At 37.3% G+C, this 21696-nt stretch carries 18 protein-coding genes; 11 read left to right on the top strand and 7 right to left on the bottom strand.

The window, feature by feature from the left end; genetic code table 11:
* Positions 1-6 precede the first annotated feature (6 nt).
* The 4 genes from AC0QT1_RS02590 (at position 7) to AC0QT1_RS02575 (ending at position 2177) form a co-directional block, all read left to right on the top strand.
* Entirely contained in the window at positions 7-531 is a 525-nt protein-coding gene (locus AC0QT1_RS02590) for an RNA pyrophosphohydrolase (protein ID WP_473200047.1), read from the top strand.
* 112 nt (positions 532-643) lie between these two features.
* Positions 644-1189, top strand: a complete 546-nt coding sequence (locus AC0QT1_RS02585) for an invasion associated locus B family protein (RefSeq protein ID WP_473200048.1) — start codon at positions 644-646, stop codon at positions 1187-1189.
* A 349-nt stretch (positions 1190-1538) separates the two neighbouring features.
* Positions 1539-1832, top strand: a complete 294-nt coding sequence (locus AC0QT1_RS02580; protein ID WP_473201577.1) for a YggT family protein — start codon at positions 1539-1541, stop codon at positions 1830-1832.
* Between the two features lie 24 nt (positions 1833-1856).
* A complete protein-coding gene (locus AC0QT1_RS02575; protein ID WP_473201586.1) occupies positions 1857-2177 on the top strand; it encodes a DUF167 domain-containing protein in 321 nt (106 codons plus the stop codon).
* Between the two features lie 50 nt (positions 2178-2227).
* On the opposite strand, the gene ppa is transcribed toward AC0QT1_RS02575, so the two are convergent.
* The 3 genes from ppa to mgtE form a co-directional block, all read right to left on the bottom strand.
* Positions 2228-2755 carry an inorganic diphosphatase gene (ppa, locus tag AC0QT1_RS02570; protein ID WP_473200050.1) on the bottom strand — a complete coding sequence of 176 codons (528 nt, stop codon included), beginning with the start codon at positions 2753-2755 and terminating at the stop codon, positions 2228-2230.
* Between the two features lie 65 nt (positions 2756-2820).
* Positions 2821-4647 (bottom strand): translational GTPase TypA, encoded by a 1827-nt coding sequence (typA, locus tag AC0QT1_RS02565; RefSeq protein WP_473201576.1) that lies wholly within the window; start codon positions 4645-4647, stop codon positions 2821-2823.
* Positions 4648-5161: 514 nt separating this feature from the next.
* Positions 5162-6538, bottom strand: coding sequence for a magnesium transporter (gene mgtE / locus AC0QT1_RS02560; RefSeq protein ID WP_473200052.1), 1377 nt, complete (start codon positions 6536-6538; stop codon positions 5162-5164).
* Positions 6539-6887: 349 nt separating this feature from the next.
* Between mgtE and AC0QT1_RS02555 the strand changes: the two genes are divergently transcribed.
* Entirely contained in the window at positions 6888-8912 is a 2025-nt protein-coding gene (locus tag AC0QT1_RS02555; RefSeq protein WP_473200053.1) for a M3 family metallopeptidase, read from the top strand.
* 144 nt (positions 8913-9056) lie between these two features.
* Here AC0QT1_RS02555 and AC0QT1_RS02550 read toward each other — a convergent pair whose 3' ends face one another.
* Both AC0QT1_RS02550 and AC0QT1_RS02545 read right to left on the bottom strand, forming a co-directional pair.
* Positions 9057-10124, bottom strand: coding sequence for an SGNH/GDSL hydrolase family protein (locus tag AC0QT1_RS02550; protein WP_473201575.1), 1068 nt, complete (start codon positions 10122-10124; stop codon positions 9057-9059).
* 15 nt (positions 10125-10139) lie between these two features.
* On the bottom strand, positions 10140-11396 hold the full coding sequence (locus tag AC0QT1_RS02545) for a lytic murein transglycosylase (RefSeq protein WP_473200055.1): 1257 nt from the start codon (positions 11394-11396) through the stop codon (positions 10140-10142).
* 273 nt (positions 11397-11669) lie between these two features.
* On the opposite strand from AC0QT1_RS02545, the gene galU reads away from it, so the two are divergent.
* Both galU and AC0QT1_RS02535 read left to right on the top strand, forming a co-directional pair.
* On the top strand, positions 11670-12560 hold the full coding sequence (galU, locus tag AC0QT1_RS02540; protein ID WP_473200056.1) for a UTP--glucose-1-phosphate uridylyltransferase GalU: 891 nt from the start codon (positions 11670-11672) through the stop codon (positions 12558-12560).
* A 40-nt stretch (positions 12561-12600) separates the two neighbouring features.
* Positions 12601-13593, top strand: coding sequence for a KpsF/GutQ family sugar-phosphate isomerase (locus AC0QT1_RS02535; protein ID WP_473200057.1), 993 nt, complete (start codon positions 12601-12603; stop codon positions 13591-13593).
* A gap of 265 nt (positions 13594-13858) precedes the next feature.
* Here AC0QT1_RS02535 and omp10 read toward each other — a convergent pair whose 3' ends face one another.
* A complete protein-coding gene (gene omp10, locus AC0QT1_RS02530) occupies positions 13859-14218 on the bottom strand; it encodes an outer membrane lipoprotein Omp10 (protein WP_473200058.1) in 360 nt (119 codons plus the stop codon).
* 253 nt (positions 14219-14471) lie between these two features.
* Here omp10 and AC0QT1_RS02525 point away from each other — a divergent pair, with 253 nt between their 5' ends.
* The 3 genes from AC0QT1_RS02525 (at position 14472) to guaB (ending at position 19502) form a co-directional block, all read left to right on the top strand.
* Positions 14472-15869: a sigma-54-dependent transcriptional regulator gene (locus AC0QT1_RS02525; RefSeq protein ID WP_473200059.1), complete on the top strand. Its 1398-nt coding sequence runs from the start codon at positions 14472-14474 to the stop codon at positions 15867-15869.
* A 414-nt stretch (positions 15870-16283) separates the two neighbouring features.
* Entirely contained in the window at positions 16284-17855 is a 1572-nt protein-coding gene (locus AC0QT1_RS02520) for a phospholipase D-like domain-containing protein (protein ID WP_473201574.1), read from the top strand.
* 147 nt (positions 17856-18002) lie between these two features.
* Positions 18003-19502 (top strand): IMP dehydrogenase, encoded by a 1500-nt coding sequence (guaB, locus tag AC0QT1_RS02515; RefSeq protein ID WP_473200061.1) that lies wholly within the window; start codon positions 18003-18005, stop codon positions 19500-19502.
* 162 nt (positions 19503-19664) lie between these two features.
* Here the strand turns inward: guaB and AC0QT1_RS02510 are convergent, their stop codons facing one another.
* Positions 19665-19814: a hypothetical protein gene (locus tag AC0QT1_RS02510; protein WP_473200062.1), complete on the bottom strand. Its 150-nt coding sequence runs from the start codon at positions 19812-19814 to the stop codon at positions 19665-19667.
* A 508-nt stretch (positions 19815-20322) separates the two neighbouring features.
* Here AC0QT1_RS02510 and AC0QT1_RS02505 point away from each other — a divergent pair.
* Positions 20323-21609, top strand: a complete 1287-nt coding sequence (locus AC0QT1_RS02505; RefSeq protein WP_473200063.1) for an RsmB/NOP family class I SAM-dependent RNA methyltransferase — start codon at positions 20323-20325, stop codon at positions 21607-21609.
* The last annotated feature ends 87 nt before the right edge of the window (positions 21610-21696 follow it).

Here is a 21696-nt window from a genome sequence, read left to right as displayed (position 1 = left end):
CATCGAATGGGTAATGCAGAGGTTAATTTGAAAGCCCTTCCTTATCGGAAATGTGTTGGAATTGTTGTCTTTAATCATACACGTAAAGTGTGGGTTGGGCGCCGTGTAATGACGTGTGCTCCTTCCGATACTGAGATGTCTCATCGTTGGCAGCTTCCTCAAGGGGGGATAGATGAGAATGAAGAGCCATTAGAGGCAGCATGTCGTGAACTGTACGAAGAAACAGGCATTCGATCTGTAAAGTTGATTAAGGAAGCAAAGGATTGGTTCACTTATGACTTTCCACAAGAACTTGTTGGGAGTAAATTAAGCAATAAATATCGAGGACAAATACAAAAATGGTTTGCTTTTCAATTTACGGGAGATCTTTCTGAAATCGCGATTAATCCCCCGCCGGATGGTAATAAACCAGAATTTGACCAGTGGAAATGGATTGACTTGGAAATTCTTCCTTCAATTGTTATTTCTTTTAAAAAGCATGTCTATAGAAAAGTTGTTAATGAATTTCGAGGTAGCCTTAGGCAATTATAAAAGCTATATAATGACAGAAAGCTCTTTTTTTGATTAAGATGCTTTTATATTATGTATAATTATAAAAGATAATAAGCGTGTTTCTCTTTTATGTAAAGAACTGGAATATAAAATGAAAAAGTTATTTAATTTACTTATAGCCTTTACTCTCTTGACTATTTCGTCTGTAGCGTTTGCATCAGATTCAAAACCAGCAGCAGCGACATTGCCAAATGGAGCTTCTTCTTTGGCTGAAACTTACGGCTTGTGGACTATTAATTGTGGTATGCAAGAGGGAAAAAAAGTTTGTTTTATGCACCGTCAAGAAGTGAATGATCAGGGGCGTGTTGTTGTGGCCATGAATGTTATTCTCAATGCTGATGGTGTGGTATCTGGTAATCTAACAGTTCCTTTTGGCATTTTGGTCTCTAAGCCTGTTCGTTTACAAGTTGATGAGGGAAAGGCTGCTATCGAAACCGGCATTCGGACGTGTGTACCAGCAGGTTGCATTGTTCCAATAGTGTTTGATAAAAATCATGTGGCAGCTTTACGTGCTGGAAAGAATTTGAAATTGGCTATGACAATTGCTGCTCCAGGTGAACCACCTTTGAATGATTTATTCGTTCAGTTAAATGGTTTTAGCAATGCCCTTAATCGCTTGATTGCTTTGCAGAAATAATCTTAAAAATAACAAAAGCGGCCTTTAAAGGCCGTTTTTGTTTAAGTGTTTTTTGTAACATCCTTAAGATTGAAACAACGAGATTATTCTATAAGGGATTTTCAAAATTTTTTTAAGGTTCTCAAATGACGCACTGTTGTTTCTGTTTTGTTCAGCTGTTTTTGTTTTTCATATTTGTTTATGAGATTTATCATCCTATTATAGTATAGAAAAGATAAAGAATTTGGATGTTTGGTTTTTTTATTTATGGAAAAAGACATTAGTATACAATGCTCTTGTTCCATAAACGAGTTATTTTAATGAAAGCTCTCTACACTCTTTTGTTTCTTTGATTAAAAGAGGAATAAACATGGTTTATGCATTGCTTCAAGTAATAGATCTTATTTTCAGTATTTATATAGATATTTTAATCGCAAGTGTCATTTTTTCTTGGCTTTATATATTTAATATTATAAATGCACGCAATCGCTTTGTTGTTTTGATAGGAAGCTTTTTGCATCGGTTGACAGAGCCAATTTTAAGTCGCATTCGGCGGATTTTACCAAATTTTGGAACAATTGATCTTTCGCCTCTTGTAGTTTTTATAATTATTCATTTTATTCGTACTTTTATGTGGCGTGCTTATGCAGGCATGTATCTATAAAAATACTCCATGAGATGCATGAAGATGTTTTATCAAGGTGATGATAATCATGGTTTTAGTTTATTTGTGCATCTCACTCCAAAAGCTTCCATTGATCGAATAATGGGGATCGAATGCAGGGATGATGGAAAGCAATATTTAGTTATACGCCTTCGTGCTGTTCCTGAAGCTGGAAAGGCAAATAAGGCTCTCATTCAATTTTTATCGAAGCAATGGAAAGTACCATCTTCCTGTATTTCTTTGAAAAGTGGTGCAGCATCTCGCTACAAGCAGCTTTACTTTTCAACACATTTAGAAAAGCTAAAGCAGATATGGCAATCTTTAGAAGATGATATCTCAAAGTAATAAAGCCTATTCAAAAAACAGGCTTTATTTTTTGCGATGATTATATTTTTTTATTGCTTATTGCGCTCAATGGCTTGTTTAATCAGTTCATGTGCAAAATTTTTATCCCGCCAACCTTCAATTTTAGCCCATTTCCCAGGCTCAAGATCTTTGTAATGCTCAAAGAAGTGTTCAATTTGTTTTAGGGTAATTTCAGGAAGATCTGTATAATTATGAATATTGATATAACGTTTTGTTAATTCTGGAGTAGGAATAGCAATAATTTTTTCATCTTTACCACCATCATCTTCCATCATGAGAGCACCGATAGGGCGAACATTAATAACACAACCAGGAATTAGTGGACGGGTATTACAGATAAGAACATCAATAGGATCACCATCATCTGAAAGTGTATGTGGGACAAAGCCGTAATTTCCTGGATAAACCATTGATGTATGGAGAAAACGATCAACAAATAAGGCTTCCGATTTTTTGTCCATCTCATATTTTATTGGTTGACCACCAAGAGAGACTTCTACAATAACATTGATATCTTCAGGTGGATTTTTACCCACGGGGATTTCTTTAATATTCATGGAAACATCCTTTCTGGAATGATGAAGCTAAATACAATAAATATTTGATTGAAAAAGCCATAAAGTTAGCTTGAAATTGATGCGCGTGTTTTTTCAAAACGTTTGCGTTCATTGGGATCTAAATAGAGTTTGCGTAGACGAATATTTTTAGGAGTTACTTCTACCAATTCATCATCTTGTATCCAAGCTAGAGCACGTTCTAATGTCATTTTAATTGGAGGGGTTAATTTTACGGCTTCATCTTTTCCAGAAGCACGCATATTGGTTAACTTTTTTCCTTTTAAAACATTCACTTCTAAATCGTTATCACGTGAGTGTATACCAATAATCATACCTTGATAGACTTTAACACCGGCATCGATCACCATAGGTCCACGATCTTCAAGATTAAAAAGAGCATAAGCGACAGATTCACCGTTATCATTTGAAATCATAACACCATTAACGCGACCACCAATGTCTCCTTTATAAGGCTCATAGGTATGGAAAAGGCGATTCATAATGGCTGTACCACGTGTATCAGTTAAAAGCTCTGATTGGTAACCAATGAGGCCTCGCGTTGGTGCATAAAAGACAAGACGGACACGATTTCCTCCAGAAGGGCGCAATTCAACCATTTCACCTTTACGTTCGGACATTTTTTGAACAACAGTTCCGGAATATTCTTCATCAACATCGATAACAACTTCTTCGATTGGCTCAAGAGTTGCTCCGTTTTCATCTTTTTGCATAACAACGCGTGGTCGTGAAACACTAAGCTCAAACCCTTCACGGCGCATATTTTCAATGAGAACTGCAAGTTGCAATTCCCCTCGTCCTGAGACATAGAAAGAATCTTTATCAGCTGATTCTTCAATTTTCAGGGCTACATTCCCTTCTGCTTCTTTTAACAAACGATCACGGATGACACGGCTTGTTACTTTATCGCCTTCAGTTCCCGCTAGGGGACTATCATTGACGAGAAAGCTCATCGTAACAGTAGGAGGATCAATGGGTTGGGCGGTGAGAGGTTCATTGATCGTGGGATCACAGAAAGTATCGGCAACAGTCCCTTTTTGTAGACCAGCAATTGCTACAATATCACCAGCAACACTTTCTTCAATAGGTTGTCGTTCTAGTCCACGAAATGCCAAAATTTTTGAAATACGTCCAGTTTCTAAAAGTTTTCCATCTTGCCCAAGAACTTTGACACTTTGATTGGGTTTTATCGAGCCCGAATGAATGCGTCCTGTAATAATTCGCCCAAGAAATGGATCTGCTTCAAGAATAGTTCCGATCATACGGAATGGTCCCTCCGCTACATTAGGAGAAGGAACATGGCGAGTTACAAGATCAAATAAAGGGCTCAATCCTTGATCTTTCGGTCCTTCAGGAGATTCAGCCATCCATCCATCACGACCTGATCCATAAAGAATAGGGAAATCAAGTTGTTCATCGGTTGCATCAAGAGCAGCAAAAAGATCAAAAACCTCATTGATAACTTCATCGGCTCGTGCATCAGCTCGATCAATTTTATTGATAGCAACAATTGGACGTAAACCTACTTTTAATGCTTTTCCAACGACAAATTTTGTTTGTGGCATTGGGCCTTCAGCAGCATCAACAAGCACGATTGCTCCGTCGACCATGTTCAAAATACGTTCAACTTCTCCACCAAAGTCAGCGTGACCTGGTGTATCAACAATGTTAATTCTGGTATCTTTCCAAACGACGGACGTTACTTTTGCTAGAATTGTAATTCCACGTTCTTTTTCAATATCGTTTGAATCCATCATACGTTCGCTGGTACGCTGGTTATCACGAAAGTTTCCTGATTGTTTGAGAAGCTCGTCTACAAGTGTTGTTTTGCCATGGTCAACATGGGCAATGATGGCGATATTACGCAATTGCATAAATTTTCTTCTTTTCGTTTAATGAGATTTCATTTGAAGCAACGCCTTTGCGCTCCTTACCTTACTATTACAGAGCCTTTTACATGTTTTTTTATAATTTTGGAAGAGGGATAAGAAAAACAATTCAATCACTTACTGTTTCTTAGCAGCAAGAAATTTATTTGTTATTGATTTTATTATATTTTTTGCAGTAACATTCCTGCTTTTGGAACCTTTTTAATCGATTCAAGTGTAGGTTTTTACGATTTTCACTTTTGTATAAAAGGTTTTTTACGTCCTTTTATTAAAACATTACGTTAATATATATTCGATTTTTTCTAAAATTTCTCTCTTGAAGGGTCGTTGAATATTTTGTGTTTATTCATAATAAAAGCATTTTGAACAGTGAATTATGGCAATCTTAAAAGAGCTTATTTAAAATATATAGTGCTATTTTATATTTAAAAAAAATCAACATTTTGCTTACAAAACAAAGATTTTAAGTTGTATGAGGGGAGCATTTTTGCTTTTCCTCTTAGAGGAGAGTTCCAGACAAGATAAAGGAGGCAACAGAAAAATAGATCACGATTCCCATAACATCCACTAAAGTTGCAACAAGAGGAGCGGAAGCGCTTGCTGGATCAAATCCAAAACGTTTAAGGATAAAGGGAAGCATGGAGCCGGATAAAGAACCAAAGGTGACAATTCCAACTAAAGCAGCACCTACCGTTATGGCAATAAAAATCCAATGTTCACCATAGTTGTAAATACCAAGCTCTTGCCAAAGAGCAATACGCATCATTCCAATAACGCCAAGTAAAAGACCAAGGGATATTCCTGCTGGAATTTCACGGAGTATGATTTTCCACCAATCTTTAAGTGTCAATTCACGTAGAGCTAAAGCGCGAATAATAAGGGATGTTGCTTGAGAACCAGAGTTTCCTCCCGAACTCATGATGAGGGGGATAAAGAGTGTGAGAGTGATGGCTTTTTCAAGTTCTGTTTCGAAATATTGCATAGCACTGGCTGTTAGCATTTCGCCAAGAAAAAGTAATGCAAGCCAACCACCACGTTTTTTCATCATCCCTAGAAAGTTGATTTGCATATAGGGCTTATCAAGAGCTTCCATACCTCCAAATTTATAGGCATCTTCACTCATTTCATCAACCATTGTATCAAGGACGTCATCGACGGTTACAATACCAATGACATGATTACTCTCATCAATAACTGGTACAGAGAGAAGGTCATGACGCTGAAAAAGACGGGCAATATCTTCGTGATGTGTGAAGGGAGAGATTGCAATAGGTGTGTCATGGTTAGAAACATTGAGAATTTGATCATCAGGTGAGGCAAGGATAAGGTTACGCAGCGAAACAGCCTTGAGAAGAGTGCCTGTTTTGGGATCGATGACATAGCTTGTATAAACTGTTTCACGTGTTCGTTCAACATCACGAATATGATCCAACGTTTTTTTTACGGTCCAGTTTGCGGGGACAGCTATGAACTCAGTTGTCATAAGTGCACCCGCTGTATGATCAGGATAGCTTGTAAGTTTTTTGAGTTCAGCACGCGTTAAGGGTTTAAGCAATACATAAAGCTTTTTGCGGGTTTCCTTATCCATTTCCTGAAAGACATCGGCAGCAGCGTCAGCCGACATGCCATCAAGAATTTCAACTGAACGATTAACAGGAAGAAGTTCAAGAATCGCTGCTGATTGTTCAAGTTCTGGTTTGTCAAAAAGCTCAATTGTATAATCAAGGGGTAAAAGGCTAAGAATAGCTACGCGTTCCATGATATCGAGATCATTGATGATATCAATCGAATCAGCAAAATGATAATTTTTTAATTCCTCGGCGAGGACTTCAGGTGAAGAATTTTTAAAGTCGAAGGTCGTTTTAATTTCAGTCATAATAAAGTACCTTCCGAAGGATGGGAGAATATAATTATTCTAGGATAGGATAAAAAAAGTTATGGAAGTTTTAAAAAAGCCCTCCCCAATTATATTCCTCCAATTGTTAATATTTAAAATAAAGTCAAGGATAGATTACAGGTTATAAACAATTTCATGAATTCAGACATAGAGAAATTTTCATTTTTGTTTACCTCTTAAATAAGAGTGATATTCCTGATTTCTGCCTTTAAGAGAGAAAGATCTGAAAGGCATTTTTGAAGTTCACACAATAGTTTTAGTATATTATCAATTTGTGTCGTAAAGGTAATCGTTATACATTAAATTCATAATGGAGAGAGAGAATATTATGACAAAAGCAGCAGTGCTGGACTGGAAGGGATTTTCAGGGCTTCCTGATTTTTCTTTAATAAGTGACGAAGATTTTAAACCCGCTTTTGAACAGGCTCTTCAAGAAGCAGAACAAGAACTAGAGACTATTGCTACGGTGCAAGAACCAACGACTCTTGAGAATTTTTTGCAACCTTTTGAGCTTTCTGGCAAAGCACTTGATCGTGTTTGTTCAATATTTTTCTTGCGTTCAAGTGCACATAGTAATGCGTTGATTCAGAAATTAGAACAAGAGTTTGTTGTAAAACTTTCTCGTTATTCTTCCAAAATTATGATGGATGCACGAATATTTGCGAAAATAGATGTGCTTTATAAGCAGTCACAGCAAGGCATGTATGATAGTGAAACAAAACGTGTACTTGAATTATGGTGGAAAAAGTTTGTTTGCAATGGTGCAAAACTTGATGAAGAGGATAAAAAACGGCTTGCAGAAATTAATGAGAAACTTGCTTTTTTAAATGCTACTTTTGGCCAGAATGTTTTAAAAGATGAAGCTGAATGGGTTTTATTTTTAGAACAAACAGATTTATGTGGTTTGCCTGATGATCTTATTGCTTCAATGAAGGAAATTGCGCGCGAAAGGGGGCATGAGGGGAGACATGCATTAACATTAGCACGCTCAATTATTGATCCTTTTTTGAAATTTTCTCAGCGCCGTGATTTGCGTGAAGTCGCATTTCAAGCTTGGGCCAAACGTGGTGAAAATGATAACGAGAACGATAATCGGTCAATTATTTTAGAAATTATTGCGCTTCGTGATGAGAAGGCTAAATTGTTAGGATATAAGTCCTTTGCAGATTTAAAACTTGATAATACAATGGCTAAAAGTGTTGATGCGGTTATGGATTTGCTTACATCTGTATGGGAACGGGCAAGAGCGAAAGCTTCTAGCGAACAAATTGAATTGCAAAATTTTGCACACAATCAAGGAAGCAACGAGACTTTAGAAGCTTGGGATTGGCGTTATTATGCTGAAAAACTGCGCGCTGAAAAATTTTCTTTCGATGGATCTGAAATTAAATATTATTTTCAACTTGATCGCATGATTAAAGCAGCTTTTGGGGTAGCAGAAAAACTCTTTGGCATTACATTTGAAGAAAAAAGCGCTCTTACACTTTGGCATCCTGATGCGCGTTTGTGGGAAGTGAAAAAATCTGATGGAAGCCTGCTTGGGCATTTCATTGGGGATTATTTTGCGCGTCCTTCAAAACGTTCTGGTGCGTGGATGAGTAGTTTACAATCGCAACATAAATTGAATGGCGGACAAAAGCCTATTATCTACAATGTTTGTAATTTTGCTAAGCCACCTAAAGAAGATATTGCACTTTTATCACTTGATGATGCACGTACGCTTTTCCATGAATTTGGCCATGCATTACATGGTTTGCTTTCTGATGTAACATGGCCATCTGTAGCAGGAACATCCGTTTCGCGTGATTTTGTTGAACTTCCTTCTCAGCTTTACGAACATTGGTTAACTGTACCAGAGACTTTAAAATCTTATGCTACGCATGTAAAAACAGGGCTTCCTATGCCACAAACATTAATGGATAAAGTTCTATCCGCACAGAGATTTAATGCTGGTTTTGCTGCGGTTGAATTTACCGCATCCGCTCTCGTGGATATGGCTTTTCATAAAGGAAAAACAATAACTGATTCAACACTATTTGAGCGCCAAGAATTAGAAAAGTTGCAAATGCTCAATACCATTATCATGCGTCATCGTCCTCCGCATTTTACCCATATATTTTCAGGAGATGGTTATGCTGCTGGGTACTATTCTTATATGTGGTCGGAAGTACTCGATGCCGATGCGTTTCAAGCTTTTGAAGAAACCGGTGATGTTTTTGATTCAGAACTTGCTGATCGCTTAAAGCGTTTTATCTATTCTGCTGGGGGAAGCCATGATCCAGAGGAACTCTATAAAGCTTTTCGGGGACGATTGCCATCACCAGAAGCTATGATAAAAAAACGAGGGCTGTAAAAGATAATGGTATGGTGCAAGAGCCATACCGTTGTTATATTCTTTTCTGCAATTGAGATTGATGCAAATTATTACTTCATTATGATTATATGAACAGAATCTTGTCATGTGCTCTGCAAATGACAAGATTCTGTTTTAAAAGTATCAAGGGAAAGAAAAATTATCAGCGCGGTCTTTCTGATGACCATTTGCTGGAAGCCATGATCTTTTTATAAAGCTTTGATCTATTTTATTGAGCAATCCAGTATTTTGTTGTGCAATATCATGGAGGGTTATTGGAGATTGACGCTCAATATTCTGTGTTTCTTGCATAATTTTGGGCGTGTTAACATTGATAAAAAGTGAATTTTCATGGGAAAGTGTATGAAAATTTAAAATATTTTCCAATTTTTTTTCTAAATAAGAAATAAGTTTCCTCTTTCCTTCAGAAGTAAAATGAATACCATCACGAGAGCGTAATCTAACAACTTTTCCATTTATATCATAGCCTGAAAAAGAAAATTGCCCTTGTTCATCAATGAAACCATCCCAAACATCGACAAAATATCCTTCTGCTTCTTCTGTTTCTTGCTTGTAGAGCTCATTGAAGATTTTCATTTTTTGTGTCAAATCATCATTTCCAAAAGTAGGTTGTCCCATCCATATCCACGGTTTTCCTGAAGTGTGAAGGTCTTCAGCAATTTCGGAAATTCTTTGTTTGTAGATATTGAGCCATTCTGGCTGAATTGGACTGAATATGCCATAAGATGTTGTTATTGTTTGATTATCATTGGCACCAATCACTATAACAGTCGCATCGGGTTTATTTTTCTCAATAAGTTTAGAAATATTATTTTTCCAAGAAGTTTGATCAGTACGGATTAAACCAGAATTTGGTATTGTATGATTTATGACGATGATATCACTCTTATCGATAAACAGCTTCTTAAGAGCGTCGGCAACAGCAGAAGCTACAAAGTCCCCTATGACAAGAATACGTTTTGCATTTTCTTCTTTTAGCTTTTTTACAGATTTTTGTATTATAGTTTTTTTGGGTGGTTTGTATCTCTTCTGTTCTATAATTTTTGGGTATTGTTGTAGTTGCTCTTGTTTGTTATGTTCTAACAACCACTTAAAAAAATTTGTCGCTTTACTTGGAGACGGTTGCATAACACTCACAGTGAAGAGAGAGAAAAGCAAGAAGATTAAGTATATTGATCGGAAATAAGACAAACACTTTACTCCAAATTATTGTTTTCGAAGAAGAAAGAGAACTTCAGGGGTTGGATATCCATTTGTCGTTAAGCCGTGGCGCAGTTGAAAATCTTTAAGTGCTTTTCGAGAGACGGTGCCAATTTTGCCATCAATTTCTCCTTTATAATAGCCAAGCGCCATTAAACGTGATTGCAATTCTTTGCGTTCATGGAAAGTAAGAGGTTTGAATGGTCGTTGCCAATCCTGAATCAGTCCAGGGTGTCCAGCAATACGGTTAGCAAGAAGGGCGACCGCTAAAGCATAGCGATCTGCATTATTATAATGTTTAAGCACAAAGTAATTTTTTGTTACTAAGAACACAGGTCCTTTTAGCCCATCTGGATACTTCAATATTGCTTGTTCAGATAATGAAGGTAAGGGCTCTCCATTTGCGTGTTTTACGCCTAATTTTGCCCACTGTTCAAAGGAATGCCAATCCCCAGGAAGATTTTTTCCTTGCGGCAATTTAACTTCTACTCCCCAAAGGAAGTTAGGTTGCCAACCATTCATGTGGAGCAGGTTAGCAGCGGTTGCAAGGGCATCTGGAACAGAATTCCAGATATCTCGTCGTCCATCCCCATCCATATCAATGGCATAAGCGAGATAACTGCTTGGAATAAATTGCGTATGCCCCATTGCGCCGGCCCAAGATCCAGTAAGTTGTGCACGTGTAATTTCACCACGTTGGAGAATTTTCATGGCAGCTATGAGTTGTGTGTGTGCGTATTTTGCACGTTTTTTGTCAGCATAGGCTAGGGTTGCAAGTGAACGAATGGTATCACGCATGACACTTTTATTTGCTAAAATTTTTCCATAATTACTTTCCATTGACCAAATGGCTAGGAGAATATTACGGTCAACACCAAAACGTTTCTCAATTTGAGGAAGCCAGTTTTTCCATTTTTGAGCTTGGCGTTGCCCTTCTGAAATAGCAAAATCATGAACACGATTATCAAAATAATTCCATGGATGATCAACAAATTCTGGCTGGTATGCAGCTCGTTCTAAAACTTCTGGATCAATTGCGTTAACATTTTTAAAAGCCATGTCAAATGTAGAAGATGAGATATTATTGGCGAGAGCTATTTTTTTAAACTCTTTAATCCAGTGTTTAAAACCATTACCGGCATATAAAAATGATGTAACAAACATTAAAAAAGCAGAAAGAAAAACAGCCAAACCTATAATAAGAGTTTTCCACCTTATCGATTTCTCTAAAGAAGAGAAAGTTTTAGATTCTGTTTTTTTCATTTTTTAATTCCCCTCAATATTTCAGTATTTTTATGTGCAAGAATTCATTTGTATATGTGGTTTTATTAATGATAGATTCAAATGAATAAGAAAGGTTGAAATAGGTTATTTGTTTTGAAGGAATATCTTTAATACATTATCACATCCTTGCATCTTTTTCCTGTCCATTATAATGGTAAAATAACAATAAGATATCTCTTTTACCATTTAGTAAAAATATATATTAAATGAAATCAATGAGTTATGTGATCAATGAGGAGCAGGAAGGTGAGAGTGCATAAAATCCGGAAAGCAGTATTCCCTGTGGCTGGTCTTGGCACACGTTTTCTCCCTGCAACAAAAACAATTCCTAAAGAAATGCTAACAGTTGTTGATAAGCCAGTTATTCAATATGTTGTAGATGAGGCGCGTGAGGCTGGTATTGAGCATTTTATTTTTGTTACTGGACGCAATAAAGCAGTTATTGAAGATTATTTTGATGCCCAAGTTGAGTTATATACAACTCTTGCTGAACGTGGTAAAAAAGAAGAACTTGAGCGTTTACACGGTTTACAGCCTCCACCAGGGACAACTTCTTTTACGCGGCAACAGCAGCCTTTGGGGCTAGGACATGCTCTTTGGTGCGCGCGTGAATTAGTTGGGAATGAGCCTTTTGCTTTATTGTTACCAGATATGCTTATACAAGCTAAAAAGGGCTGCCTTTCTGAGATGATCAATCTTTATGAGAAAACCGGAGGGGGAAATATTATTGCCGTTCAAGAGTGCGATCCTAGTGAAGCACATAAATATGGTATTGTTGGACAAGGTAAACAGATTGCAAACGGTTTTGAAATCACAAAAATGATAGAAAAACCAACAAAAGGGAGTGCACCATCCAATTTATATATTAATGGACGTTATATCTTGCAACCAGAAATTTTTGATATTCTCTCCAATCAAGAACGAGGGGCAGGAAATGAAATTCAATTAACAGATGCGATGGTAAGGCTTTCAAATGAGCAGGACTTTTTTGGTTTCCAGTTAGAAGGACTCACCTTTGATTGCGGTTCTAAAGCTGGTTTTATTGAAGCTAATGTTGCATTTTCTTTAGCATGTGCTGACATGCGTAGCCAAGTTTCTGCTTCGTTAAAAAAATTACTAGAAATCATTAAGGTTGAAAAATGATTGTAGATCTCTCTTTTAATTTCATTTATCAAATTTAATTATGACAATACCAGTTCCTCATATAGCTTTGCAGGGTGCTATTACATCAGCACTAAAAACGCTTGCGAGTGAAAAGCGAGGGCTTGAAGCTCTTGAAACCGCTCTTTTGGGAAGTCTTTCTTCTTCCTTTAAAACTGCTGTTCAAACTATTAGAAATGCTAATGGTCATGTGGTGATTACTGGTCTTGGAAAGAGTGGTCATATAGGAACAAAAATTGCTGCAACCTTAGCTTCAACAGGGACACCTGCCTTTTTTGTTCATGCCGCAGAAGCTAATCACGGTGATCTTGGTATGATTGGACCCGATGATGTTATTCTTGCCTTGTCGTGGTCTGGTGAAACTTTGGAATTAAGTGGCATTATTAATCATGCTGCACGCTTTCGCACACCACTTATTGCGATGACATCGGGTGAGCACTCTGTGTTAGGGCGACAAGCTGATATCGTACTCTTATTGCCAAAGATAGAGGAAGCTTGTCCTCACGGACTTGCTCCTACAACTTCAACAATTATGCAATTAGCAATGGGTGATGCATTAGCTGTTGCTCTTCTAGAAATGCGTGGTTTTACGGCAACGGATTTCAAAATTTATCATCCTGGTGGTTCTCTTGGTGCAAGCTTAAAATATGTGCGTGATATTATGCATGAAGGTGATCGCATCCCTTTGGTTGTGCAGGGAGCAACTATGATTGAAGCGATGAATATTTTGGTTGAAAAGCATTTTGGTTGTGTTGGTGTTGTGAATCAAAAAGGTGAATTAATTGGGATTGTGACCGATGGTGATCTTGCACGCAACATTCACTTCAACTTATCAAAATTTAATGTTGATGAGATAATGACAAAAAATCCTAAAATTGTAGAGCCCAATACACTGGTCGGTGCGGCAACAGCTTTTATTAATGATCATCACATCGGTGCTTTTTTTGTGGTTGAGAACAAAAAACCAGTAGGAATTGTTCATTTCCATGATCTTTTACGTATTGGTGCGGCATAAGTTGGTGTACACACATCAGATAAAGTTTTATTTTGGAATAAAACAGATTCAAAAACAAAAAGATAAAATTTTATTGTATGGCAACGATGGGTGTTTCTCGAAAAAACAGGTGCTTTTGTATTCCATAATATTTGCAGATTTTATTGTCAGAATGCGGTATCAGTAGGTTGCGTATCTTAACGAAGACTTGTGTCAAAAGGAAAAAGGGCCCTCTCTTGATACATACGTCACTCTATTGAATAGCATTTTTAGCTTTATATTTTATCTAAAATTTTCTCTTGAGAGAAAATTGTGATCCTATATGTGATGTGCAGAAAAGATGTGTTGCATCGCGTGAGATCATACAATTGGCTTTCGATATTGTTCCACGGAGAATGGAGCGTATTTCAATTTCTATATGTTGAGGACTAACATAATTATATGTCCCTTCTGATAGTTTTTCTTCTGTATCTGCTGCACGTGTTTCAAAAACACCATTGCGAAAAGAAGAAATAATACCATTTTCATCAATCCATTTACCGTCAATTCCATCTGGTACATTTTGCCTGTAATATTGTGAAGAACCACAGGCACCTAATGTTAAAGCGATGATTGTAAGACATAAAATACGGCAGGTCTGTTTCATTTATTATCTCTATTTATGTTACTTTGCTTTTTAGCTTCTATAACATTGTTAAATTATTCCATGAGTCAATATAAAAAATTTTATGAAAATCAATGAAACAGCAAAACAATGGAAAAAAATGCCTTAATGTTGTATTTAATTAACAGCTTGATGAAATACCGTAGATAAAACACAAGAGGTGAAATATTTCTTATGGTTTACAACAATTTTTACATTAAGCCGTTTAGTAGTCTCAAAGGAGATTATTAAAATTATGGTTGGTCCTATTCTTGTTGCGAGTGAAGATTATGGAAAACGTATAGAGCTTTCTGCAATGCTCCGAGGTTTTGGCCACCGTGTCATTGAAGCAGAAAATGGTTTACGTACGATTGATCTTTTACACAGACGTAGAAATATTATGCTTGCACTTCTTGATGTCGCCATGAGTGATTTGAGTGTGGGTGATTTGATTAAAATGATTAGAGTTGCTGGTGTTTCTGTTCCTATTGTTGTGATAGCACAACAAGAGAATCAAAGCTTACTCCAGAAAGCTTTAACAGCTGGAGCTGTTGATTATTGGATTTATCCAGTTACGTCATTACGGTTGAGAGTCACTTTGGATATTCTTGCTCTTATTTCTGCATTAGAGCGTGAAGTTTGTTATATTCGGCGAAAAAATGAGAATCATTTGCGGTTTTCTGATCTCTGTGTAAAAAGCAGGCCAATGCAGAGAGTTTTGGAACAATCGAGGAAGGCAGCAGATTCCTTACAAAATCTTTTGATAGAAGGTGAAAATGGAACTGATCGCGAAACATTAGCGCGCATTATTCACCATGAAGGTTTGTCATCGGAGGGCGCTTTTATTCGCTTTCAATGTTCAGCTATTGTTGATCCAGAAGAAGAAAATCGCCAGTGGTTTAAAGAGTTTTTACCATTGGTCTCTTCTCTTGAGAAAGGAACACTTTGCCTTTGCGATGTTGATCGACTTGAGCCCATACAGCAAAAGCGCTTGGCGAATTATCTTCAAGAGAGGGAAAAAGCAACCAAGGATAATCCTCCTCCTTTTCGTCTTATAACGATTTCAACATCGCGGCTTTCAGATTTGGTGAAAGAGGGTTATTTTTCGCGCAGTTTATGTGAACAATTTTCTCAGTTATCGATCAGCGTTCCTGCTTTACGGGAATTAAGAGATGATTTTCCAGAACTTACGCAAAATTTGATTGATCGCATTATTATGGAAACAGGGCGATCACATGTCCATGGTTTAGCTGGATCAGCTCTTTCATTGCTTATGCAGTATGATTGGCCTGGTAATCGGGATGAGCTTGAGAAATTTTTGTTTCGCGCGGTTTTACTCAGTGAGGGGCCATTGTTAACAGTTAGGGACTTTCCTCAATTAATGGGGAGTCCGCTAATGAGTGTTCCAAATATCATTGAGAACGATGTTCAAAGAGGACATAAACAAGAATCAATACAACTTTTAAATTCTGATGGGCATGTTCGCACTTTTGCAGAGATGGAACATGATATTATTGAGAAGGCGGTTAAACATTATAAGGGACATATGAGCGAGATTGCTCGGCGTCTTCATATCGGTCGCTCTACACTTTATCGAAAAATGGAGGAATTGAAAGCAATAAAAAACCGAGAACAGAAAGAGAATCCACAATGAATTTTTATTGATGAAAAGTGTGCTTTTTAGAAAAAATGCAGTATTTTTTGGTAAAAGCAGTGGCGGGGAGGGGGATCTTTTGAAGAGATGTTTTTTATTATAGAGAATTAAAACATTGGCGATAATTTTAAAAAGTCAATAAATATTGATTTTATTTGTGCTGTTCTTTTCAAGTCTTTTTTCTTGTTTCAATTTTTACCATTTTAGCTCATTTTACATTTAATGAGAAGAGATAACTTTCACACTTTTTTAGTCCTGAAACTAAAATTCTATAATCATTGATATTGAGTTTATATTCTCTTAAGCAAGAGATGGCATTCTATTGGATCTAATTAAGATAGGATTATTGATTTTAATGCTGTGGCTGGTATCGATGATGGTGCAATGGCTTTAAAAATAGAAAGTTGATTTTCTTTGACACTGTTACAGATTGTTATCGGTTTTATCGCATTTTTTTTTGTTGCGTCTATGTTGGCGATTTACACATATGGGCGTTTTGTTAAAAGTGCGAGGGGGGTGTGTTCTTATGCCTTATCTGTTAAGAAAGATGAAACCAAGTTTGATCGGATAGTAAGTAAATTAGCAAAAGAAAAAGATGGATTAGGAGTTGATAAAGATGCCCTTTCACTCATCACCAGCAATTTGGATGCCTTTTGTATTCGTGCGATAGGAGCTGCACAGGCGGGGCGTAGCCTTGATCTGATGTATTATATTTGGGACGATGATTTAACAGGGCGCTTATTATTAAGTGAAATAGTAGAAGCAGCTGATCGTGGTGTTCGGGTACGCCTTCTTTTAGATGATATTAATGCTCAGGCTCGTGATCCAGCTTATATTGCCCTAGATAAACATCCTCAGATTGAGGTGAGAATGTTTAATCCAGGGCGATCACGTAAAGGTGGTTTACGTCGTGGTTTAGAGATTATATTGCGAGCAATTACTGTCACACGCAGAATGCATAATAAAGCTTTTATTGTCGATGGTCGAGTGGCTTTTGTAGGAGGACGCAACCTTGCAGATTCTTATTTTGACGCTGGTGAAGAATCGCATTTTCGAGATTTGGATTTGATGTTAATCGGTCCCTCAGTTAAAAAGGTGGAAAATATCTTTGATGATTTTTGGAATAGTGCTGTTGTTTTACCAATTCATACTCTGGTTGTTCCTAAAAGTACCAGTGACTTTAGCTATTGGAAGAATAAATTACAAGAATTTCGCGATTCCAAGGTTGCAAAAGTTTATTTAGATTATATCAAGGAGCATATTAATTTTGACTGTTTTATTCAAACAGGAAAGCGGTTATTTTTAGCAGATAAAGTTGTAGTTCTTTCTGATCCTCCGGAAAAAGCATTGCGCAAAAAGGCAGGAAATTGGCTCATGAAGGCGCTTTCACAAGTTATAGGGGAGGCTAAAAGAACAGTTCAGATTACGTCACCTTATTTTATACCAGGTAAGGTAGGGACGCAGAATTTTAGCAAATTGGTTTCAAAGGGTGTTGATGTCAAAATTCTTACAAATTCCTTAGCTGCAACGGATGTAGCATTGGTACATGGTGGTTATGTGCCGTATCGTAAAGCGTTATTGAGAAATGGTGTTAAGCTTTATGAATTAAAACCGGATGGAAATACTCGAGGATTGCGACTCTTTCGATCAAGTAAGGCAAGTTTACACACCAAAGCTTTTTTAGTTGATCGTAAAACTGCTTTTATTGGATCTTTAAATTTTGATCCTAGATCAGCGGCACTGAATACGGAAATGGGCATTCTTTTTGAATGTGCACCGATTACAGCGAGGTTAGATTTGCTTTTTTCTGAAGAAACAACAGGCGAAATGAGTTATCATCTGCGTCTTGGTGATAATAATCGTATTTATTGGGATTTTATTGAAAATGAAAAACAGTATAGTGTTGATTGTGAGCCAGAAAGCAATTTTTGGCGCCGTGCGTTTGCTAAAATAATAAGTTGGTTACCGATTGAATCACAATTGTAGATTTTATAAACTATAATGAGAGAATTATTTTAATTTTTCTTTTCATTTTTTTTGTAACATGGCATAATTGTTTGCCAATCCGCAACGTATGAAAACCGCAGTTGTTTAAAACACCTTGCGGTGTTTTGTTATAAAAGGAATTTGGCTATGGCAAAAATTGTTGAAACAGGAACGGGTGCATTGGCACTGACTTTTGATGATGTGCTTTTACAGCCGGGTCATTCTCTTGTTATGCCTAGCCAAGTAGATCTTAGAACACGTATTGCAGCTGATATTACGCTAAATTTGCCTTTGCTTTCTGCTGCAATGGATACTGTAACAGAATCGCGTTTGGCAATTGCTATGGCTCAAGCTGGGGGTCTTGGTGTTATTCATCGTAATATGTCTGCTGCAGAGCAAGCTGAAGAAGTGCGTCAGGTAAAAAAGTTTGAATCGGGTATGGTTGTTAATCCAGTAACAATTGGTCCAGATGCAACCCTTGAAAAAGCGAAAGCTTTGATGCGCTCTCATGGTATTTCAGGTATTCCAGTTGTTAAAAATGACGTTAAAGGTGAGACTGCTGGACAGCTTGTTGGCATTTTGACGAACAGAGACGTGCGTTTTGCATCGGATCCAAAACAGAAAATCTATGAATTGATGACGCATGAGAATTTGATTACGGTCCGTGAAAATGTTCGACTCAGTGAAGCGAAGTATCTTTTACATCACCACCGTATTGAAAAATTATTGGTTGTAGATGAACAAAATCGTTGTGTTGGTTTGATAACCGTTAAGGATATTGAAAAAGCACAATTAAATCCAAATGCAGCGAAAGATTCTCAAGGCCGTTTGCGTGTTGGAGCTGCCAGTAGTGTGGGGAATGATGGGATTGAGCGTGCTGAACGGCTCATTGACGCAGGTGTAGATGTGCTGGTGATTGATACAGCGCACGGCCATTCTCAACGTGTGCTAGACACGGTTGAGCGCATTAAAAAGATGGCGTGTTCTACAGCTATTATTGCTGGGAATGTAGCAACTTCTCAAGCAACACAGGCATTAATTGATAGTGGTGCAGATGCGGTAAAGGTTGGTATTGGTCCTGGCTCTATTTGCACAACACGAATTGTTGCAGGTGTTGGTGTGCCTCAACTTGCAGCTATTATTAATGCTGTAGAAGTTGCTGAAAAAGCTGGTATTCCTATTATTGCTGATGGTGGGATTAAAGCTTCAGGTGATTTTGCTAAAGCTTTAGCAGGTGGAGCTTGTGCTGCTATGATTGGTTCCCTTTTAGCAGGTACAGATGAAAGCCCTGGTGAAGTTTATCTTTATAAAGGGCGGTCTTTTAAAGCCTATCGGGGTATGGGATCAGTAGGTGCTATGGCGAGAGGATCGGCAGATCGCTATTTTCAGGATGAAGTGCGCGATGAGCTTAAATTGGTTCCTGAAGGTGTAGAGGGGCAAGTGGCTTATAAAGGTCCTATAGCATCGGTTTTACATCAGCTTGCTGGTGGATTACGTGCTTCAATGGGGTATGTTGGTGCAAAGGATTTAACAGAGTTTCATGAAAAAGCAACGTTTGTTCGTATCACCAATGCTGGGCTCCACGAAAGCCATACACATGATGTTGCTATCACACGGGAGAGTCCAAATTATCGGGGTCCTGTTTGATGTGTAAGAGTTTATAGTTCTGTTGTATGGTGTAAATCTTTTGAGAAAATACACAAAGGCTGCTATTTTTCTCTTTGTGATTTGGTGCAAGAATCCTAAAGAGGGAAAGAATTGGAGATTTATATCCCAATTCTTTCTAAAGGTTATATGAAATTAAGGGAATTAGCTTTTTGTAGTCTTCCGCCCTGTCTTTGACGCACGTTGGCGAGTGTTAGTCTGATCACTTTGGATGGATTTCTTTCCATTGTTTGAGGGTGTTGTATTGTTACGACTTTTAGATGAAGTTGTTTTCCCATTATTGTAAGTATTCATTATTTTCTCCTTTTAAATTATCTGGCTTAAGGCCATTACAATAAAAACGGTCATGCTAAGTAGTGGTTCCAGGTGTTTTCTAAAAAGTTAATATTTTTTCAGGAGAGAAATGGATGTATGAGTCTTGATAGAAGTGTTTTTCCATTTTTTACGAAAGAAAGCATTTTAAAATGATAGCTATTTGATTTTATGTGCTGTTTATAGAGCACTATGAAAAATTAATTTCTTAAATCATAAAGATTTTATGACTTTTGTACACGCACATTGGAAAAAGGATTTTAAAGTTCTAAGCTACTTTTTTGTATCAAAGGAATGCACATACATTTTAAATGATAAAAATACGAATGATTAGTATATGAAATAAAGAATTTGAAATTCTATAAAAAACGATGATTAGAATCATTGATCGTACAATGTGAACTTTACATGGTAAAAAAATCATTGAAGTTAAGAAAAATAATTTTTTACATTCTTTAAAGACTTATAAAAATTCAAATCGGAGAAATAAATGCGCTTAGGTGGGCGTTTGCGCGCGGCAATAGATATTCTACGCGAGATAGAAACACGGCATTGTTCTGCAAGTGAAGTTTTAAAATCTTGGGGGCTTTCACATCGTTTTGCTGGAGTAAGTGATCGTGCAGCTATTGGTACAATTGTTTATGATGTTTTAAGACGGCGTTATTCTTTACAATGGCGTCTGGCCAGTGATGATGTGAGGGATATGGTTTTCGGGACCTTATTAGATACGGGAGAAATGACAATTGAACAAATTGATAGTGAATTAGAAGGAGATCGATTTGCCCCGCGGCTCTTAGGAGTTAGGCAACGTCAATCATGGAAAAAACAGCGGTTAGTTGATGCACCAGATTATATTCGTGGTGATATTCCTCAGTGGTGTCAAGCACATCTTCTTCCTGTATGTGCAGATAATTGGGTCATTGAAGCTGCTGCGTTAGCAACACGTCCTCCTGTAGATTTACGTGTGAATAGCTTGAAGGCAACGCCGGAGAAGGTGCTGAAAGATCTTATGAAAACCAAAGCTCAGTCGTTGTCGTGGTTTCCGCAAGCTTTAAGAATTGCACCGATTGAAAAATTTGAGCGTCATCCCAATGTTCAAAAGGAATTTGCCTTTCAACAAGGGCACTTTGAAATACAGGATCTTGGATCTCAGATTGTTGCTTATCTTGTCGAAGCAAAAGCAAATATGCGGATCTTAGATTATTGTGCTGGGGCTGGTGGAAAAACGTTGGCTTTAGCAGCCTGTATGAAAAATCACGGGCAAATTTATGCTTATGATTCAGACAAAGCTCGCTTAGCTCCTATTTTTGATCGTCTACGACGTGCTGGTGTTTGTAATGTACAACCACGAAGTCATGCAGCAGAATTAAAGCCGTTAAGAGGGCAGATGGATATAGTTTTACTAGATGCACCGTGCAGTGGTACAGGAACATGGCGGCGGCGACCAGATACAAAGTGGCGTTTGACATTAGAACAGGTAAGGCAACGCCAAACGCAACAGAAGACTATCTTGAATGAGGCTATAGATTATCTTAAACCAAATGGGCGTTTAGTCTATATTACGTGCTCTCTTTTTGTGGATGAAAATGAGGAACAAATTTCACATTTTCTTCAACAGCACTCCAATTTTTATCCCATAAATATGCATGCACTTTGGCAGCAACATTTTAGTTCTTCATCGATACAGCCAATCTTTTCAAATTACGGACTTAACTTATCGCCAGCAACAACAAAAACAGATGGTTTCTTTTTGTCTGTGTTACAAAAAAAACATTGATATCTGTTTTTTGCATTTTTTATCTTAACTTTTTACGAGAAAAGTATTTTTCTCAAGTAAAGAGGCTTGTGAAAAGGGAAAGATTGA

It is taken from the genome of Bartonella sp. P12B, from assembly GCF_055796185.1.
Note: the sequence above shows the minus strand (reverse complement) of the source record. Positions and strands in the feature narration are given on the sequence as shown.

Coding starts and splice junctions, on each gene's coding strand:
- AC0QT1_RS02590 (WP_473200047.1), top strand. CDS start 7: ATGGGTAATGCAGAGGTTAATTTGAAAGCCCTTCCTTATCGGAAATGT.
- AC0QT1_RS02585 (WP_473200048.1), top strand. CDS start 644: ATGAAAAAGTTATTTAATTTACTTATAGCCTTTACTCTCTTGACTATT.
- AC0QT1_RS02580 (WP_473201577.1), top strand. CDS start 1,539: ATGGTTTATGCATTGCTTCAAGTAATAGATCTTATTTTCAGTATTTAT.
- AC0QT1_RS02575 (WP_473201586.1), top strand. CDS start 1,857: ATGTTTTATCAAGGTGATGATAATCATGGTTTTAGTTTATTTGTGCAT.
- ppa (WP_473200050.1), bottom strand. CDS start 2,755: ATGAATATTAAAGAAATCCCCGTGGGTAAAAATCCACCTGAAGATATC.
- typA (WP_473201576.1), bottom strand. CDS start 4,647: ATGCAATTGCGTAATATCGCCATCATTGCCCATGTTGACCATGGCAAA.
- mgtE (WP_473200052.1), bottom strand. CDS start 6,538: ATGACTGAAATTAAAACGACCTTCGACTTTAAAAATTCTTCACCTGAA.
- AC0QT1_RS02555 (WP_473200053.1), top strand. CDS start 6,888: ATGACAAAAGCAGCAGTGCTGGACTGGAAGGGATTTTCAGGGCTTCCT.
- AC0QT1_RS02545 (WP_473200055.1), bottom strand. CDS start 11,396: ATGAAAAAAACAGAATCTAAAACTTTCTCTTCTTTAGAGAAATCGATA.
- AC0QT1_RS02535 (WP_473200057.1), top strand. CDS start 12,601: ATGACAATACCAGTTCCTCATATAGCTTTGCAGGGTGCTATTACATCA.
- omp10 (WP_473200058.1), bottom strand. CDS start 14,218: ATGAAACAGACCTGCCGTATTTTATGTCTTACAATCATCGCTTTAACA.
- AC0QT1_RS02525 (WP_473200059.1), top strand. CDS start 14,472: ATGGTTGGTCCTATTCTTGTTGCGAGTGAAGATTATGGAAAACGTATA.
- guaB (WP_473200061.1), top strand. CDS start 18,003: ATGGCAAAAATTGTTGAAACAGGAACGGGTGCATTGGCACTGACTTTT.
- AC0QT1_RS02510 (WP_473200062.1), bottom strand. CDS start 19,814: ATGAATACTTACAATAATGGGAAAACAACTTCATCTAAAAGTCGTAAC.
- AC0QT1_RS02505 (WP_473200063.1), top strand. CDS start 20,323: ATGCGCTTAGGTGGGCGTTTGCGCGCGGCAATAGATATTCTACGCGAG.